At 65.4% G+C, this 16,817-nt stretch carries 16 protein-coding genes; 10 read left to right on the top strand and 6 right to left on the bottom strand.

Going from position 1 to position 16,817, the window contains the following annotated elements:
• Nucleotides 1-10: 10 nt before the first annotated feature.
• Complete coding sequence (locus AC07R1_RS17925; protein ID WP_495110794.1) at nt 11-1,141, bottom strand: efflux RND transporter periplasmic adaptor subunit; 1,131 nt, start codon at nt 1,139-1,141, stop codon at nt 11-13.
• Between the two features lie 274 nt (nt 1,142-1,415).
• Between AC07R1_RS17925 and AC07R1_RS17920 the strand changes: the two genes are divergently transcribed.
• Nucleotides 1,416-2,024 carry a TetR/AcrR family transcriptional regulator gene (locus AC07R1_RS17920; RefSeq protein WP_011060037.1) on the top strand — a complete coding sequence of 203 codons (609 nt, stop codon included), beginning with the start codon at nt 1,416-1,418 and terminating at the stop codon, nt 2,022-2,024.
• A 131-nt stretch (nt 2,025-2,155) separates the two neighbouring features.
• On the opposite strand, the gene AC07R1_RS17915 is transcribed toward AC07R1_RS17920, so the two are convergent.
• The gene (locus AC07R1_RS17915; RefSeq protein WP_011060036.1) at nt 2,156-2,596 is read right to left on the bottom strand and encodes a GlcG/HbpS family heme-binding protein; all 441 of its coding nucleotides are present in this window, start codon (nt 2,594-2,596) and stop codon (nt 2,156-2,158) included.
• Nucleotides 2,597-2,864: 268 nt separating this feature from the next.
• Here AC07R1_RS17915 and gcl point away from each other — a divergent pair, with 268 nt between their 5' ends.
• The 8 genes from gcl to AC07R1_RS17875 all read left to right on the top strand — a co-directional run bounded on the left by gcl (nt 2,865) and on the right by AC07R1_RS17875 (nt 12,338).
• The gene (gene gcl, locus AC07R1_RS17910) at nt 2,865-4,640 is read left to right on the top strand and encodes a glyoxylate carboligase (RefSeq protein ID WP_015634658.1); all 1,776 of its coding nucleotides are present in this window, start codon (nt 2,865-2,867) and stop codon (nt 4,638-4,640) included.
• A 117-nt stretch (nt 4,641-4,757) separates the two neighbouring features.
• Nucleotides 4,758-5,540, top strand: coding sequence for a hydroxypyruvate isomerase (hyi, locus tag AC07R1_RS17905; RefSeq protein ID WP_346624507.1), 783 nt, complete (start codon nt 4,758-4,760; stop codon nt 5,538-5,540).
• 105 nt (nt 5,541-5,645) lie between these two features.
• Nucleotides 5,646-6,539, top strand: coding sequence for a 2-hydroxy-3-oxopropionate reductase (locus AC07R1_RS17900; protein ID WP_011060033.1), 894 nt, complete (start codon nt 5,646-5,648; stop codon nt 6,537-6,539).
• Nucleotides 6,540-6,692: 153 nt separating this feature from the next.
• Nucleotides 6,693-7,973 carry a glycerate kinase type-2 family protein gene (locus AC07R1_RS17895; protein ID WP_011060032.1) on the top strand — a complete coding sequence of 427 codons (1,281 nt, stop codon included), beginning with the start codon at nt 6,693-6,695 and terminating at the stop codon, nt 7,971-7,973.
• Nucleotides 7,963-9,378: a pyruvate kinase gene (pyk, locus tag AC07R1_RS17890; RefSeq protein ID WP_346624509.1), complete on the top strand. Its 1,416-nt coding sequence runs from the start codon at nt 7,963-7,965 to the stop codon at nt 9,376-9,378. The genes AC07R1_RS17895 and pyk overlap by 11 nt, the downstream gene beginning before the upstream one ends.
• Before the next feature lie 101 nt (nt 9,379-9,479).
• On the top strand, nt 9,480-10,400 hold the full coding sequence (locus AC07R1_RS17885) for an urea transporter (RefSeq protein ID WP_015634656.1): 921 nt from the start codon (nt 9,480-9,482) through the stop codon (nt 10,398-10,400).
• A 21-nt stretch (nt 10,401-10,421) separates the two neighbouring features.
• Nucleotides 10,422-11,246 carry an ion transporter gene (locus AC07R1_RS17880; RefSeq protein WP_495110793.1) on the top strand — a complete coding sequence of 275 codons (825 nt, stop codon included), beginning with the start codon at nt 10,422-10,424 and terminating at the stop codon, nt 11,244-11,246.
• A 90-nt stretch (nt 11,247-11,336) separates the two neighbouring features.
• Entirely contained in the window at nt 11,337-12,338 is a 1,002-nt protein-coding gene (locus AC07R1_RS17875; protein WP_011060028.1) for a sulfate ABC transporter substrate-binding protein, read from the top strand.
• 65 nt (nt 12,339-12,403) lie between these two features.
• Here the strand turns inward: AC07R1_RS17875 and AC07R1_RS17870 are convergent, their stop codons facing one another.
• Nucleotides 12,404-12,853: a RidA family protein gene (locus tag AC07R1_RS17870; protein ID WP_015634653.1), complete on the bottom strand. Its 450-nt coding sequence runs from the start codon at nt 12,851-12,853 to the stop codon at nt 12,404-12,406.
• Nucleotides 12,854-12,987: 134 nt separating this feature from the next.
• Nucleotides 12,988-13,617, bottom strand: coding sequence for a hypothetical protein (locus AC07R1_RS17865; protein WP_011060026.1), 630 nt, complete (start codon nt 13,615-13,617; stop codon nt 12,988-12,990).
• Between the two features lie 245 nt (nt 13,618-13,862).
• Here AC07R1_RS17865 and AC07R1_RS17860 point away from each other — a divergent pair, with 245 nt between their 5' ends.
• Nucleotides 13,863-15,071, top strand: coding sequence for an MFS transporter (locus AC07R1_RS17860; RefSeq protein WP_011060025.1), 1,209 nt, complete (start codon nt 13,863-13,865; stop codon nt 15,069-15,071).
• 69 nt (nt 15,072-15,140) lie between these two features.
• Here AC07R1_RS17860 and AC07R1_RS17855 read toward each other — a convergent pair whose 3' ends face one another.
• The gene (locus tag AC07R1_RS17855; protein WP_015634650.1) at nt 15,141-16,283 is read right to left on the bottom strand and encodes a hypothetical protein; all 1,143 of its coding nucleotides are present in this window, start codon (nt 16,281-16,283) and stop codon (nt 15,141-15,143) included.
• A gap of 119 nt (nt 16,284-16,402) precedes the next feature.
• Complete coding sequence (locus AC07R1_RS17850; protein WP_011060023.1) at nt 16,403-16,804, bottom strand: hypothetical protein; 402 nt, start codon at nt 16,802-16,804, stop codon at nt 16,403-16,405.
• Between the last annotated feature and the right edge of the window lie 13 nt (nt 16,805-16,817).

Here is a 16,817-nt window from a genome sequence, read left to right as displayed (position 1 = left end):
CGGCGCCGGCCTATTGAGCCACGACTTTGATGGCCGAGCCGTTGTCCAGCTTGTCCGCGCCCTCGGTAATCACCTGCTCGCCAGCCTTGACCCCGGCGTCCAGCACCGCCGTGACCTCGCCGCTGGCCGGCCCGCTCTTGATGTTGCGCAGGCTGGCCTTGGTGCTGCCGTCAACGACGAACACGAAGTCGCCCTTGCTGCCATGCTGAATGGCCCGGGTGGGCACCACCGGCACCTGCGTCAGGGTGTCGGCCCTGAGCCTGGCGTTGACGAACTGATTGGGAAACAGGGCCTTGCCCGACCCCTCGAAGCGAGCCTTGACGTTGATGGTCCCGGTACTGGTGTTGACCTGGTTGTCCAGCGCCAGCAGGCTGCCGCTGGCCAGCAGGTTGTGCTTGTTGCGGTCATAGGCGAGTACCGGCACTGGCCCCTTGGCCATGGCCTGGCTGATCGCCCCCAGGTCATCCTCGGGCACCGCGAACACCACCTCGGCCGGCTCCATCTGGGTGATCACCACGATCCCGGTGGTGCTGGCGGTGGTCACGTAGTTGCCCGGGTCCACCAGGCGCAGCCCGGCCACGCCGTCCACCGGCGAGATGATGGTGCAGTAGCTCAACTGCACTTCCAGGTTCTGCACGCTGCCCTGGTCGGCAGCCACGGCGCCGGCCTGTTGCTGCACCGTGGAAACCTGGGTGTCGAGGGTCTGCTGGCTGACCGAACCGGCCTTGATCAGTTCGCGGTAGCGGGCCAGGTCGCGCCGGGCGTTGTCCAGCACCGCCTGATCATGGGCCAGCACGCCCCGGGCCTGGGCCAGCTGCGCCTTGAGCGCGCGATCATTGATCCGCGCGATGACCTGGCCCTTGCGCACAGGCTGGCCTTCCTTGAACTCGACGCTGGAAAGAATCCCGTCCACCTGGGTGATCACCGTCACGCTGCGGGTCGGCGTCACCGTGCCCAGGGCGTCGATGTAGACCGGCACATCCTGCAACTGCACCGCCACCGCCACCACCGGCTCCCCCACGGGTGCCGGCTTGACCGGGTGCCGCGGGCCGGACAGGTAGAACCACAGCCCCAGGGCCAGAGCTGCCAGTGCCAACAGGATGAGCCACAGAGAAACTTTGCCGCGTCTGCCTTTGTCCACGAGCGAGCATCCGATTCAGGCGGGTCCGGACCCGGTTGCGCAGCGCGATGAACGCCCCACCACAGGCTGATCACAGGCCGGCGAGCCAAGCACTGCCCTGAACTCTAGCAGCCGCCCTCTGGGGCGCCCGCCGATGCGTATTTTCGTTCAGCCACGGGACAGGCAAATCCGCCCAAGTGCAGGAAAACCGGGCCCGAGCCGGCATTCTTGAGCCTCGTACAAGGCCGGTGCTACCATGCGCAACCGCCCGAACAGGCAAGGAATCCCCTGGTTTATGAGCACCATCCGCGAGCGCAATAAAGAACTGATCCTGCGGGCCGCCAGTGAAGAGTTTGCCGACAAGGGCTTTGCGGCGACCAAGACCAGCGACATCGCCGCGAAGGCCGGGTTGCCCAAACCCAACGTCTACTACTACTTCAAGTCCAAGGAAAACCTCTATCGCGAGGTGCTGGAAAGCATCATCGAACCCATCCTCCAGGCCTCCACCCCGTTCAATGCCGATGGCGTGCCCAGCGAAGTGCTCAGCGGCTACATCCGCTCGAAGATCCGCATCTCCCGCGACCTGCCCTTCGCTTCCAAGGTCTTTGCCAGCGAGATCATGCATGGCGCGCCGCACCTGAGCCCGGAGCAGGTGGAACAGCTCAACGCCCAGGCCAAGCACAACATCGAGTGCATCCAGACCTGGATCGATCGCGGCCTGATCGCCCCGCTCGACCCCAACCACCTGATGTTCAGCATCTGGGCCGCGACCCAGACCTACGCCGACTTCGACTGGCAGATCTCGGTGGTCACCGGCAAGACCAAGCTCGACGAAGACGACTACGAAGCTGCGGCGCAGACCATCATCCGGTTGGTGCTCAAGGGCTGTGAACTGGATCGCTGATAGCGTTTCGGCACTTTCTGGTTTGTTTCCCGGCCCGCAAGGGCGCAATAGTTTCAATCAAGATCCTGCGCGGCTTTTCGCAGCCTCGCGGGCTCGGCAGTGGCTACAGGCCGGGCCCGCTAGGTCGAGGGCTATGCGCTGACGCCAGCGTCCGCCGCCAGGCCCTGGGCTTCGATCGCGCTGATGGCGCACTGCTCATCGATGTCCGAGGTATCGCCACTGATGCCGATCGCCCCAATCACTGCCCCCGCCTGATCCCGAATCAACACCCCGCCCGGCGCAGGCACCACGCTGCCCTGCCCCAGACCGTTCAATGCGCCGATGAAGGCCGGGCGCTGCTGCGCGTCCAGGGCCAGCAGGCGCGAGCCCTTGCCCAGGGCCACCGCCCCCCAGGCCTTGCCGATGGCGATCTGCGGGCGCAGCAGGCTGGCGCCGTCCTCCCGTTGCAGGGTCACCAGGTGCCCGCCGGCATCCAGCACCGCGATGGTCAGCGGCGCCGCATTGATCTTGCGCCCCGCGTTGATGGCCTGGTTGGCCAGGTTGACTGCGACTTTCAAGGTTAAAGCGCTCATGGGTGCCGTCCTTATCTTGTTATTGAGAGAGCCTGGGGAAGCTTCTTGTAGGAGAAGTCCGATACAACAAATAGAACACAATGAATTTATTTTTTGTATACAATAATTCGCGAAAGGCAGCCCCTGCGACAAAAGGACGCCGGTTTATCGAGGCTTTGATGAAAGCCGCTGCCGCTCAAGAAAATGGATTGACCTGCGCCATCCGCCGTGAATACACTTTGCGCAAAACCACTTGTATACAATTACAAAACGCAAGAGGCACAAAACCATGAGCAAAATGAGAGCAATCGAAGCCGCCGTTCTGGTGATGCGCCGCGAAGGGGTCGATACCGCTTTTGGCATCCCGGGTGCCGCCATCAACCCGCTGTATTCCGCGCTGCAGAAGGTCGGTGGCATCGATCACGTGCTCGCTCGCCACGTCGAAGGCGCCTCGCACATGGCCGAGGGCTACACCCGCACCAAGGCCGGAAACATCGGCGTGTGCATCGGTACTTCGGGCCCCGCCGGCACCGACATGGTCACCGGCCTGTACAGCGCCTCGGCCGACTCCATTCCGATCCTCTGCATCACCGGTCAGGCTCCCCGCGCCCGCCTGCACAAGGAAGACTTCCAGGCCGTGGACATCACCAGCATCGTCAAGCCGGTGACCAAATGGGCCACCACCGTGCTGGAACCGGGCCAGGTGCCCTACGCCTTCCAGAAAGCCTTTTATGAAATGCGCTCCGGCCGTCCCGGCCCGGTGCTGATCGACCTGCCGTTCGACGTGCAGATGGCGGAAATCGAATTCGACATCGACGCCTACCAGCCCCTGCCCCTGGCCAAGCCGGCGGCGACCCGCCTGCAGGCGGAGAAGGTCCTGGCCCTGCTGGACCAGGCCGAACGTCCATTGCTGGTGGCCGGTGGCGGCGTGATCAACGCCGACGCCAGCGAGTTGCTGGTGGAGTTCGCCGAACTGACCGGCATTCCGGTGATCCCGACCCTGATGGGCTGGGGCACCATCCCTGACGATCACCCACAGATGGTGGGCATGGTCGGCCTGCAGACCTCCCATCGCTACGGCAATGCCACCCTGCTCAAGTCCGACACCGTGCTGGGCATCGGCAACCGCTGGGCCAACCGCCACACCGGTTCGGTGGACGTCTACACCGAAGGCCGCAAGTTCATCCACGTGGACATCGAACCGACCCAGATCGGCCGTGTCTTCACCCCGGACCTGGGCATCGTTTCCGATGCCGGCAGCGCCCTGACCGTATTGCTGGAGGTGGCCCGCGAATGGCAGACCGCCGGCAAGCTCAAGGATCGCAGCGCCTGGCTGCATGATTGCCAGCAGCGCAAGGCCAGCCTGCACCGCAAGACCCACTTCGACAACGTGCCGGTCAAGCCGCAGCGCGTGTACGAAGAAATGAACCAGGTATTCGGCAAGGACACCTGCTACGTCAGCACCATAGGCCTGTCGCAGATTGCCGGCGCGCAGTTCCTCCACGTCTACAAGCCACGCCACTGGATCAACTGCGGCCAGGCCGGCCCGCTGGGCTGGACCATCCCCGCTGCCCTGGGCGTGGTCAAGGCCGACCCGAACCGCCAGGTGGTGGCGCTGTCCGGCGACTACGACTTCCAGTTCATGATCGAAGAACTGGCGGTGGGCGCGCAGTTCAACCTGCCGTACATCCACGTGGTGGTGAACAACTCCTACCTGGGGCTGATCCGCCAGGCCCAGCGCGGTTTCGACATGGACTACTGCGTGCAGCTGTCCTTCGACAACCTCAACGCGCCGGAACTCAACGGCTATGGCGTCGACCACGTGGCCGTTGCCGAAGGCCTGGGTTGCAAGGCCCTGCGGGTGTTCGAACCCAAGGACATCCAGCCGGCCCTGCGCCAGGCCCAGGAAATGCTCCAGACCTTCAAGGTGCCGGTGGTGGTGGAAATCATCCTGGAGCGCGTGACCAACATTTCCATGGGCACCGAAATCAACGCGGTCAACGAGTTCGAAGACCTGGCGCTGGTGGGCAACGACGCCCCTACCGCGATTTCCCTGCTCGACTGATACCCCTGGCCGCTGGCACCGGCCGGGCCCCGCGCGCCACCTCCCGCCAGAGGTGGCGCCCGGGCCGCCCGCCCCCTGGCGCCAGCCCCAGGCTTGACCGAACCACAGGAGACCACCATGCCGCGATTTGCTGCCAACCTGTCCATGCTGTTCACCGAACAGGACTTCCTCGCCCGCTTCAAGGCGGCCGCCGATGCCGGCTTCAGCGGCGTCGAATATCTGTTCCCCTACGAATTCAGCTCTGCCGAAATCAAGGCGCAACTTGACGCCCACGGCCTGAGCCAGGTGCTGTTCAACCTGCCGGCCGGCGACTGGGCCAAGGGTGAACGCGGTATCGCCTGCCTGCCCGACCGGGTCGAGGAGTTCCGCGCCGGGGTCGACCTGGCCATTGCCTACGCCCAGGTCCTGGGCAATACCCAGATCAACTGCCTGGCAGGCATCCGCCCACAGGGCGCCGATGAAGCCCTGGCGGAAAAGACCTTGGTCGCCAACCTCAAGTACGCCGCCGACAAGCTCCAGGCCGTGGGCATCAAGCTGGTGATGGAAGCCATCAACACCCGCGACATTCCCGGCTTCTACCTCAACAATACCGCCCAGGCACTGTCGATTCGCGAGCAGGTGGGCAGCGACAACCTGTACCTGCAGTACGACATCTACCACATGCAGATCATGGAGGGAGACCTGGCGCGGACCATGGCCAACCACCTGGGCCAGATCAACCACATCCAGCTGGCGGACAACCCCGGGCGCAACGAGCCGGGCACCGGCGAGATCAACTACCGCTTCCTCTTCGAGCACCTGGACCGCATCGGCTACCAGGGCTGGGTCGGTTGCGAGTACAAGCCGCTGACCACCACTGAAGCCGGCCTTGGCTGGCTGAAAACCCACAACGCAATCTGAACCTGTACCTGCGTAGGAGCCGGCTTGCCGGCGAAGAGGCCCGCAAGACCGCCTTCGCTGGCCAGCCAGCGCCCACAAGGTCCCGTTGAATAGAGGATTTTTATCATGGCTAAAATCGGATTTATCGGCACCGGCATCATGGGCCACCCAATGGCCGCCAACCTGCAGAAGGCCGGTCACAGCCTGCTGCTCTCGGAACACCACGGCAAGGCTCCGGCCGACCTGATCGCCGCCGGCGCCATCGCCCTGGCCTCGCCCCGGGACGTAGCCCAGGAAGCCGAGTTCGTCATCATCATGGTCCCCGATACTCCCCAGGTCGAAGACGTGCTGCTGCGCGCCGACGGCGTGGCCGCCGGGATCGGCAAGGGCAAGATCGTCATCGACATGAGCTCGATCTCGCCCACCGCTACCAAGGCCTTCGCCGCCAAGATCAACGAAACCGGCGCCCAGTACCTGGACGCCCCGGTGTCCGGCGGTGAAGTCGGGGCCAAGGCCGCCACCCTGAGCATCATGGTCGGTGGCGACAGCCAGGCCTTCGAACGTGCCCTGCCGCTGTTCCAGAGCATGGGCAAGAACATCACCCTGGTGGGTGGCAACGGTGACGGCCAGACTGCCAAGGTGGCCAACCAGATCATCGTCGCCCTGAACATCCAGGCCGTGGCCGAAGCCCTGCTGTTCGCCTCGAAGAACGGCGCCGACCCGGCCAAGGTGCGTGAAGCACTGATGGGTGGCTTCGCTTCCTCGAAGATCCTCGAAGTGCACGGCGAGCGGATGATCAAGGGCACCTTCGACCCGGGCTTCCGCATCAACCTGCACCAGAAGGACCTGAACCTGGCCCTGAGCGGTGCCCGCGAGCTGGGCATCAACCTGCCCAACACCGCCAACACCCAGCAAGTGTTCAGCACCTGCACCGCCATCGGTGGCGCCAACTGGGACCACTCCGCCCTGATCAAGGGCCTGGAACACATGGCCAACTTCTCGATCCGCGAGAAGAAATAAGCAGCATCCGTAGCCGCTGCCGCAGGCTGCGCCAAGGTTCGCAGGAAACGCCTCACGGCGGGCCAGGGACAGGCCCTGCTGACCTTGCCGCCGCCTGAGGTGGCGGCTACACCCGTTTCAAGCCCCCCATAACAAGAAATCCGGGAGCCCGCCATGTCGGTCGATCCGCAAAAATTCCTCCGTGAGCTGTTCGCCACAGCCATCGACGCCGCCCACCCGCAACAGGTTCTGCAAGCCCATCTCCCCAGCGACCGCAGCGGCCGCGTCATCGTCATCGGCGCCGGCAAGGCCGCCGCGGCCATGGCCCAGGTGGTCGAGCGCAGCTGGCAGGGCGAAGTCTCCGGGCTGGTGGTCACCCGCTACGGCCACGGCGCCCCCTGCACCAAGATCGAAGTGGTCGAAGCCGCCCACCCGGTGCCCGACGCCGCCGGCCTGGCCGTGGCCAAGCGCGTGCTGGAACTGGTCAGCAACCTGTCGGAACAGGATCGGGTGATCTTTCTGCTGTCCGGTGGCGGTTCGGCGCTGCTGGCCCTGCCAGCCGCCGGCATCACCCTGGCGGACAAGCAGGCCATCAACAAGGCCCTGCTCAAATCCGGCGCCACCATCGGCGAGATGAACTGCGTGCGCAAGCACCTCTCGGCGATCAAGGGTGGACGCCTGGCCAAGGCCTGCTGGCCGGCCACGGTCTACACCTATGCGATTTCCGATGTACCCGGCGACCTGGCCACGGTCATCGCCTCCGGCCCCACCGTGGCCGACCCCAGCACCTCGGCCGAGGCCCTGGCGATTCTCAAGCGCTATGGCATCGACGTACCGGCCGCGGTCCGCAGTTGGCTGCAGAGCCCCGAGTCGGAAACCGTCAAGCCCGGTGACCCGTGCCTGGCGCGCAGCCACTTCCAACTGATCGCCCGGCCCCAGCAGTCCCTTGAGGCGGCGGCCGTGAAGGCTCGCCAGGCCGGCTTCAGCCCACTGATCCTCGGCGACCTGGAGGGCGAATCCCGGGAGGTGGCCAAGGTCCACGCCGGCATCGCCCGCCAGGTCGCCCTGCACGGCCAGCCCCTGGCGGCGCCCTGCGTGATCCTCTCCGGCGGTGAAACCACGGTCACCGTGCGCGGCAATGGCCGTGGCGGGCGCAACGCGGAGTTCCTCCTGAGCCTCACCGACAGCCTCAAGGGCTACCCGGGCATCTATGCCCTGGCCGGCGACACTGACGGCATCGACGGTTCCGAGGACAATGCCGGGGCCATCATGACCCCGGACAGCTACGCCCGCGCCGCGGCCCTGGGCCTGAGCGCCAGCGACGAGCTGGACAACAACAACGGCTATGGCTACTTCGCGGCGCTGGGGGACCTGATCGTCACCGAGCCGACCCGCACCAACGTCAACGACTTCCGCGCCATCCTGATTCTCGAGAACCCCAAACATGACGCCTGACAAGAAGGTCAAAATCCTCGCCACCCTGGGCCCGGCCATCGACGGCATCAAGGACATCCGTGAGCTGGTGCAAGCCGGGGTGAACATCTTCCGGCTCAACTTCAGCCACGGCGCCCATGCCGACCACGCCCAGCGCTACGAGTGGATCCGCCAGGTAGAGCGCGAACTGAACTACCCCCTGGGCATCCTCATGGACCTGCAAGGGCCGAAGCTGCGGGTCGGCACCTTCGCCGAGGGCAAGGTGCAACTGGTGCGCGGCCAGGCCCTGCGCCTGGACCTCGACGCGACCCCGGGCAACGCCCAGCGGGTCAGCCTGCCGCACCCGGAGATCATCGCCGCCCTGGAGCCGGGCATGGACCTGCTGCTGGACGACGGCAAGCTGCGCCTGCGGGTGATCGCCAAGCACGCCGACGCCATCGAGACCACCGTGCTCAATGGCGGTGAGCTGTCGGACCGCAAGGGCGTCAACGTGCCCCAGGCGGTGCTCGACCTCAGCCCGCTGACGGCCAAGGACCGTCGCGACCTGAGCTTCGGCCTGGAACTGGGGGTGGACTGGGTGGCCCTGTCCTTCGTGCAGCGCCCGGAAGACATCCGTGAAGCCCGTGCGCTGATCGGCGACAAGGCCTACCTGATGGCCAAGATCGAGAAGCCTTCGGCCGTCACCCAACTGCGGGAAATCGCCGAGCTGAGCGACGCGATCATGGTGGCCAGGGGCGACCTGGGGGTGGAAGTGCCCGCAGAAAGCGTGCCGCAGATCCAGAAAAACATCATCAGCACCTGCCGCCAGCTGGGCAAGCCGGTGGTGGTGGCCACCCAAATGCTCGAATCCATGCGTTTCTCCCCTGCGCCGACCCGGGCCGAGGTCACCGACGTCGCCAACGCAGTGGCCGAGGGTGCGGACGCCGTGATGCTGTCGGCGGAAACCGCTTCCGGCGAATACCCTCTGGAGGCCGTGCAGATGATGAGCAAGATCATCCGCCAGGTGGAAACCGGCCCGGACTACCAGGCCCAGCTGGACGTCAGCCGGCCCCAGGCCGAGGCCACGGTCTCGGACGCCATCAGCTGTGCGATCCGCCGGGTGTGCAGCATCCTGCCGGTGGCAGTGCTGGTGAACTACAGCGAATCCGGCAGTTCGACCCTGCGCGCCGCCCGCGAGCGGCCTTCGGTGCCGATCCTCAACCTGACGCCGAACCTTGCCACTGCTCGCCGCCTGACAGTGGCCTGGGGCGTGCATTCGGTGGTCAACGACCGGCTGCGCCAGGTCGACGAGGTGTGTGCCACGGCCCTGGAAATCGCCCAGGCCCAGGGCCTGGCCAAGCGCGGCGACACCGTGGTGATCACCACCGGTGTGCCGTTCGGCCAGCCGGGCACCACCAATTCGTTGCGCGTCGAAACCCTTCTCTGACCCGCAGCCCATGGCGCCGCTGACCGGCCAGAGCCTCCCGCAGAGGAGGCCTGGGCGGTCGGCGCAACCCTCGCCCAGGGGCCGCCCCACTGATTTGCATCATGCCTTCACAGTCTTTCAATGCCTTCTGCCCCGACTGGGCCACTGCCCTGCTTAACGGCTTCAGTCAGATCTTTCTCCAGCGCCATCCGCTGTGCGGCCTGCTGTGCCTGCTGGCGATCCTGGTCAGTGCCCCGGCACTGCTCGGCGCTGCCCTGCTGGGTGCCCTGGCCGGGCTGCTGACCGCGCAACGCCGGGGGTACGCCAAGGCCGACCGCCAGGCCGGGCTGTTCAGCTACAACGGCGTATTGCTGGGCCTGCTGCTGGGCCTGTACCTGCCCTGGTCGGTATTGCTGCCGCCGCTGATCATCGCCGCCGGCGGCCTCAGCGCGATCATTACCCAGCAATGGCTCAAACGTGCCCGCAACCCCGCCAGCCTGCCGGCCTACACCGCGCCCTTCGTCGGCCTCGGCTGGCTGCTGCTGAGCCTGATCGAGCCGCTGCCCGCGGCCACCCAGGGCGTGCCCGGGCTGTCCCTGGCGAACCTGCTGGGTGGGCTGTTCCAGGGCCTGGGACAGATCATGTTCCTCGGCCAGCCCCTGGCCGGCCTGCTGATTCTGCTCGGCCTGCTGCTGGCCAGCCGCCGCGCGGCAGCCTGGGCCCTGTTCGGCTCCGCCTGCGGCCTGCTCTTTGCCCTGCTGCAGCAAGAGCATGCCCAGGCCCTGCAGGGCCTGGGCGGCTACAACTGCGCCCTGGTCGCCCTGGCCCTGGGCCAGCAGGCCCGGCACCCCTGGCGGCCGCTGCTGGGGATGCTGCTGGCACTGCTGATCAGCCCGGGGCTGGTCGCCCTGGGTCTTGCGCCCCTGACCGCACCCTTTGTCCTGGCCTGCTGGCTGGTGCACACCGTCGACCGGGTGCTGGGCCGCAACGTGCGGGGCGACGCGCCTTGCGCTCCCCCGGCAAATCCCCCTAGGCTTCGCTGACTTTCGATTCAGGCGATTTCCATGGGCAACAGCGACAACTGGCGGCAGCGCCTCTACGTAATGATCTTCCAGACCGATACGGTGGCGGGGAGGCGCTTTGACAGCACCCTGCTGCTGATCATCCTCGCCAGCCTGGTGATCGTGATCCTCGACAGCATCGACGAGGTGCATCGCAACTACGCCAACGTCCTGGCCTACATCGAATGGGGTTTTACCCTGATCTTCGCCTTCGAGTACGGGCTGCGCCTGTACTGCTCTCCCCGGCCGCTGCGCTATGCGTTCAGCTTCTATGGCCTGGTGGACCTGCTGGCGATCGTTCCGGGGATCCTCGCCCTGTATTACAGCGACGCCCAATACCTGCTGATCATCCGCATCATCCGCATGCTGCGGATCTTTCGCGTGCTCAAGCTGGCGCCCTACCTCAAGCAGGCCCACTACCTGCTGGACGCCCTGCGCGGCAGCAAGCAGAAGATCCTGGTGTTCCTGCTCAGCGTCTGCACCCTGGTCACGGTGTTCGGCACCCTGATGTACGTGGTCGAAGGCCCGGAGCACGGTTTCACCAGCATTCCCAAGGGCATCTACTGGGCCATCGTCACCCTGACCACGGTGGGCTACGGCGACATCGTGCCCAAGACCGTGATCGGCCAGGTAATCTCGTCCATGGTGATGATCACCGGTTACTCGATCATCGCCGTGCCCACCGGGATCTTCACCGCGGAACTGGCCAGCGCCATGCGCGGCGAGCAGCTCAAGCACGACTGCCCGGTGTGCCGCAAGAATACCCACGAACCCGCCGCGGCCTTCTGTTCCCGCTGCGGCAATGCGCTATTCAGGAAACTGGAATAAGCAAAGTACTTTTTAATCTTTAAAGAGATATAGCGCCCCGGCTATAGTCGGCGGCAAATTGCCTTCACTCTCGAACAAAAGGAATGTGCAGTGAAAAAACTCTTCAGCGCCTCGCTACTGGCCGCCGGCCTGGCCCTGGGCAGCGTCGCCCAGGCCGCACCGACCCTGCTCAACGTTTCCTACGACGTGATGCGCGACTTCTACAAGGACTACAACGCCGCCTTCCAGAAACACTGGAAAGCCGAGCACAACGAGAACATCACCCTGCAGATGTCCTTCGGCGGCTCCAGCAAACAGGCGCGCTCGGTCATCGACGGCCTGCCGGCGGATGTCATCACCATGAACATGGCCACCGACATCAACGCCCTGGCGGACAACGGCAAGCTGGTGCCGGACAACTGGGTGACCCGCCTGCCGAACAACAGCGCGCCGTTCACCTCGGCCACCGTGTTCATCGTCCGCAAGGGCAACCCCAAGGCCCTGAAGGACTGGCCGGACCTGCTCAAGGACGGTGTGCAGGTGATAGTGCCCAACCCCAAGACCTCGGGTAACGGCCGCTACACCTACCTCTCGGCCTGGGGCTATGTGCTCAAGAACGGCGGCGATGAGAACAAGGCCAAGGACTTCGTCGGCAAGCTGTTCAAGCAGGCGCCGGTGCTCGACACCGGTGGCCGCGCCGCCACCACCACCTTCATGACCAACCAGATCGGCGACGTGCTGGTGACCTTCGAGAACGAGGCGGAGATGATCGCCCGCGAATTCGGTCGCGACCAGTTCGAGGTGATCTACCCGAGCGTGTCCGCCGAAGCCGAGCCGCCGGTATCGGTGGTGGACAAGGTGGTAGAGAAGAAAGGTACCCGCGCCGCCGCCGAGGAGTACCTCAAGTACCTGTGGTCGCCGGAAGGCCAGGAAATCGCCGCCAACAACTACCTGCGCCCACGGGACCCGAAAGTGCTGGCCAAGTACACCGATCGCTTCCCGAAAGTCGACTTCCTCTCGGTGGAGAAGACCTTCGGCGACTGGCGCAGCGTGCAGAAGACCCACTTCAACGACGGCGGGATCTTCGACCAGATCTACACCAACGCCAAGTGACCCCTAACGGGTGAATGAAAAAAGCGACCTCCGGGGTCGCTTTTTTTATGCCCCAGGCATGGCGCTCAGAGGGCTCGCGCCGGAGTGAACAGCGCCGCTTCGGCGGCCTGATGGCGCTCCTCCAGCACCGCCTCCGCCTCGACTTCGATCAGCCACTCTGGCAGCGACAGCCCGCTGACGATGATCCACGAAGACGCCGGCGGCTGGCTGGCAAAGCGTTCGAGCAAGACGGCGCTGATGTGCTCCTGCTGGTTGCGGGCCGCTTCGGCGATGTAGATCCGCAGCATCACCACATCCGCCAGCCGGCCACCCGCCTCGGCCAGGACCCGGGCGATATTGTCGAAGGCCTGCTCGGTCTGCTCCCGCAGGCCCGGGCCCACGGTGCGCTCCTGCTCATCCACACCCACCTGGCCGGAAAGCAGCAGGCGCCGCCCACCGCGCACCTCCACCGCCTGGCTGAAACCGTATTGCAGGGAATTGAACACACTGGCTGGGTTGAACGTCGACTTTTCCATAAGGCACTCCCGGCGCATTGAACGACCGGAAACCGTAAACCAAGCCTTTGCCGACTTCCACTGCAACCCGCGCGCAGCAACATTTGGCAATGCAAGCCCCCACCCGCCTGGTGGCAAACCCGTGCAGCAGCGGCCTACATCGGCGGCGCGACCCCATCCTTGCCGGCGGAGATCGACTGCGCGGTGAGTTTGCCGTCATCGCTCTGGGTAACGAACATCACCACCTTGACCCCGACCTTGAGCAGGCTGCGGTCGCCGGGAGTCAGGTTGACGATGGGCACATCGTCCGGCACCAGGATCTTCTGCTGGCCGCCCTTGTAGTTGACGGTCAGGGTGCGGCCGTTGCTCACCACCAGGTCGCCGACGCTGCCGTTGGTCATGCTGCTGCCCTTGGCCAGGTCGAAAGGCCGGTGGCCATCACCCGTACCGGCCAACTGCGGTGGAAACACATGCACTTCCAGCGCCTTGAGGGTGCCGTCGGCCATGGGCATGGCCGCCGAGCCGATATAGCTGCCGGGCTTGATGTCCTCGATATTGGCCAGGGTCACGGCACGCACCTGGGTCTGGGGCGTCAGCTCGACGCTGACATTCTCCCCACTGTTGACGTGCACCCGCACCACGTCGCCGCCGACCCCGGTGATTTCCCCGCGTACGCCAATGCGCATGCCCGGCGCATCCTGGGCCAGGGCCGTGGTGCTGCCCAGCAGGAACGCCAGGGCCAGGCATTGAAGGTTGCACAACAAACCAGGCAAAGACCGATTCATGGAACGGATTCCTCAAGGCAATGGGTGCACAGAGCCCGTCAGTCGACTGCAAGGCCCCGGGGGAGCATGAGCATGCTATCGAACAGGATGTAAGTAAATGTATCATCGCCCCTCGACAGCGACACGCCCCGGTACTCAACGGGCCTTCATCATTCGATCGCTGACCTTTGCCACCCGGCCCGCTCCATCGCTTTGCCACGGGGTCTTGCCGACCTCGCTCCTTGCGCTTGCCCCAGAGATCGCCAATGAATTCCACGACCCAGGCTCTGCCCACCGCCAGCGCGACAATGACCCGAGGCATGGTGCTGCTGTTCGCCTTCTGCTGCGGGGCCATAGTCGCCAACATCTACTACGCACAACCGATCATCGAGCTGATTGCCCCGGATCTCGGCCTGTCCAGCGCCCTGGCCAGCCTGATCGTGTCGCTGACCCAGATCGGCTACGCCCTGGGCCTGTTCTTCCTGGTGCCCCTGGGCGATTTGCTGGAAAACCGCCGGCTGATGATCTGCACCACCCTGGTGGCGATTGCCAGCCTGCTGGGCGCGGCCTTTATCCAGCAGCCCAATGCCTTTCTCCTGGTGTCGCTGTTGATCGGCTTCAGTTCGGTGTCGGTGCAGATCCTGATTCCCCTGGCCGCGCACCTGGCCCCCGAGGAAACCCGGGGCCGGGTGGTGGGTGGGATCATGGGCGGCCTGCTGCTGGGGATTCTCCTGGCCCGGCCGGTGTCCAGCGTGGTGGCCGACCACTTCGGCTGGCGGGCGATGTTCATCGCCGCGGCGCTGCTGATGGCGGCCATCAGCCTGGTGCTGATGCTCACCATTCCCAAGCGCCAGCCGGCCCACAGCGCCACCTATGGCCAACTGCTGCATTCCCTGGGCAACTTGCTGCGCCAGCAACCGGTACTGCGCCAGCGCGCCTTCTACCAGGGTTGCCTGTTCGCCACCTTCAGCCTGTTCTGGACCGCCGCACCGCTGGAGCTGGCGCGCCAGCATGGCCTGAGCCAAAGCCAGATCGCGATCTTTGCCCTGGTGGGCGCCATCGGCGCCATCGCCGCGCCCATCAGCGGGCGCCTGGCAGATGCCGGCCATACCCGCATCGCCTCACTGCTGGCCATGCTGCTGGCGGCCCTGAGCTTCATCCCCAGCCTGGTGCATCCGGCCTACAGCGTGATCGGCATGGCCGTGACCGGGGTGGTCCTGGATTTCTGCGTGCAGATGAACATGGTGCTCGGCCAGCGCGCCGTGTACGCCCTCGACGCCCACAGCCGCAGCCGCCTGAATGCGCTGTACATGACCAGCATCTTCATCGGCGGGGCCTTTGGCTCCTCGATTGCCAGTGCGGTGTACGAGCATGGCGGCTGGCTGGGCATCGTGCTGGTGGGCAGCGCCTTCCCGCTGCTGGCCTTGATGCGTTTCCTGCTGGTGCGGGACAACCGCCGCCCGGCCCGGGCCTGAGGAAAAGGCGCGGCGCCCTTGCCCCTGCCCGGAGTTGCCCGGGCAGGCAAGCTGCACCGGGGCGGGGCCTCAGATGCGTTCGCGCACCAGGACTTCGATATTGGCCGCCGCCCCCCAGAGCCGCAGGCGCCCGATCAGGCCGGCATCGGTTTCCCCCACCAGGTACAGAGTGTCGATGGTCTGGGTCGCGGCCCATTCGACGAACTCGCTGCTGTCGAAGTCGGCCAGGCTGGCCAGCTGGAATTCACTTTCATAGAAGCCCGGGGTGACCGGGACCGGGGTGTCCTGGGGGCCGGGCGCGCCGATGAAGTCGCAGCCCAGGTGCACCACACCCCAACGGGCTACCCGCCAATTGCCCAGGGCTTCATCCAGCCGAGCCCGGGCGCCACGGGCAAAACCCAGGCCATCGATGACCACGCGGCGGTTGATGATCAGCCACAGCTTGCGCCGCCGTGGTGCCTTGAGCAGCACTTCGCCGGTGACCTTGGAGGCGCGCAATGCCAGGGCGATCACCAGCAGCAAGGGCACGAAGTAGCTGTAGAGCCTCTCGGTAGCGCTGACCGTTACCAACCCGTACAGGCGCCGCACCTCGGCCCGCTGCTGCTCCAGTTCCTTGAGGCTTTCACTCAAGCCCTGCAGCCATTGGCGGATGGGAGCCGCCGTGTATTCGCCGCGGATATCCTCCAGCGCCTGCTGTACCTTGACCTCTGCCAAGACCGAAAGGCGCCCGTCCGCGGTGCGCTCCAGCGCTGCAAAACGCTCGCACAGGCTGCTGACCTGGGCCGCATCCTGGGGCTCGTAGCGAGCGATGGCCGCCTTGCAGTGCTCCACGCCCAGCATGTCCTCGATCTCCGTGGCCACGCGCCGCTGCAGCCCGGCCTGGGCCTGCTGCGCCAATTGGTAGTCGGTCTGGAACCAGTCCACGCGCACCGCCTGGGTGGCGCTGATCAGGGCCAGGGACGCCAGCAGCAGCCAGGCGTAGTCCACGCGCTTCCAGCCGATCTCGCCCAAACGAAAGACCGAGATCAGGCTCCAGCAGAAGAAGTAGTACATGAAGACGAATGCCAGCAGCAGGCACACCGGCTCCAGCGACAGGTAGATCAGCTCCGGCACCTCGGCCGGGCCAAAGCCATACACCAGCAACAGCACACAGATCAGCGCAAGCCAGAACACCATCGGCGTGAAATAGGGTTTGTTCAGGTCATTCTTCATCGGGCGCTCAACGGCTGATACTCGGGAACACCCCGCTGTATCGGCCAGGCATCCCGAGGCTTAAATAATCCAGCCCGGGCGCAGGCTCTGGCCTGCGCCTCTGCGCTTATCGGACAGGGTTACTGGAACTGGCGACCAAGCCCGGCGGGCACACCATGGATATCGGTGTCTTCCCAGGGCCCGTCAGGGCTGATGGAGCGGCTCCAGCCATTGTTCCAGCGGTAGTAGGTGCGCTGGCGGTAGAAGGTGTTGCTCTGGTCATCCAGCACATAGACCCCCAACCGCGCATCCCAATGGCTGTGCCCGCCCGGTGGCGGCGCGAAGCTGGCGGAGGTGCGTGGCAGGGGCTTGGCGGCGGGGATCGGCGCGCTGGGCGTACCCGGCGCCGTGGACGGGGCCGGGCGTGTGCTCGGCCCAGCCGGCGGGATCGGCTCGGAGCTGGTGGGCACCGGCCGATGGACCGTACATGCGCTCAACCCCAGGACCAGTGATAACAGGGTGATACGAGCGATGGCGGTCATGGCGGCTTCTCTG

It is taken from the genome of Pseudomonas sp. GW821-FHT07F01, assembly GCF_059418825.1.
This window is presented reverse-complemented; position numbering and strand designations above follow the sequence as displayed.

What these genes read in the sequence shown, in the direction of transcription:
- AC07R1_RS17920 (WP_011060037.1), top strand. Translation starts at nt 1,416, where the DNA reads ATGAGCACCATCCGCGAGCGCAATAAAGAACTGATCCTGCGGGCCGCC.
- AC07R1_RS17915 (WP_011060036.1), bottom strand. Translation starts at nt 2,596, where the DNA reads ATGAGCGCTTTAACCTTGAAAGTCGCAGTCAACCTGGCCAACCAGGCC.
- gcl (WP_015634658.1), top strand. Translation starts at nt 2,865, where the DNA reads ATGAGCAAAATGAGAGCAATCGAAGCCGCCGTTCTGGTGATGCGCCGC.
- hyi (WP_346624507.1), top strand. Translation starts at nt 4,758, where the DNA reads ATGCCGCGATTTGCTGCCAACCTGTCCATGCTGTTCACCGAACAGGAC.
- AC07R1_RS17900 (WP_011060033.1), top strand. Translation starts at nt 5,646, where the DNA reads ATGGCTAAAATCGGATTTATCGGCACCGGCATCATGGGCCACCCAATG.
- AC07R1_RS17895 (WP_011060032.1), top strand. Translation starts at nt 6,693, where the DNA reads ATGTCGGTCGATCCGCAAAAATTCCTCCGTGAGCTGTTCGCCACAGCC.
- pyk (WP_346624509.1), top strand. Translation starts at nt 7,963, where the DNA reads ATGACGCCTGACAAGAAGGTCAAAATCCTCGCCACCCTGGGCCCGGCC.
- AC07R1_RS17885 (WP_015634656.1), top strand. Translation starts at nt 9,480, where the DNA reads ATGCCTTCACAGTCTTTCAATGCCTTCTGCCCCGACTGGGCCACTGCC.
- AC07R1_RS17880 (WP_495110793.1), top strand. Translation starts at nt 10,422, where the DNA reads ATGGGCAACAGCGACAACTGGCGGCAGCGCCTCTACGTAATGATCTTC.
- AC07R1_RS17870 (WP_015634653.1), bottom strand. Translation starts at nt 12,853, where the DNA reads ATGGAAAAGTCGACGTTCAACCCAGCCAGTGTGTTCAATTCCCTGCAA.
- AC07R1_RS17865 (WP_011060026.1), bottom strand. Translation starts at nt 13,617, where the DNA reads ATGAATCGGTCTTTGCCTGGTTTGTTGTGCAACCTTCAATGCCTGGCC.
- AC07R1_RS17860 (WP_011060025.1), top strand. Translation starts at nt 13,863, where the DNA reads ATGAATTCCACGACCCAGGCTCTGCCCACCGCCAGCGCGACAATGACC.
- AC07R1_RS17855 (WP_015634650.1), bottom strand. Translation starts at nt 16,283, where the DNA reads ATGAAGAATGACCTGAACAAACCCTATTTCACGCCGATGGTGTTCTGG.
- AC07R1_RS17850 (WP_011060023.1), bottom strand. Translation starts at nt 16,804, where the DNA reads ATGACCGCCATCGCTCGTATCACCCTGTTATCACTGGTCCTGGGGTTG.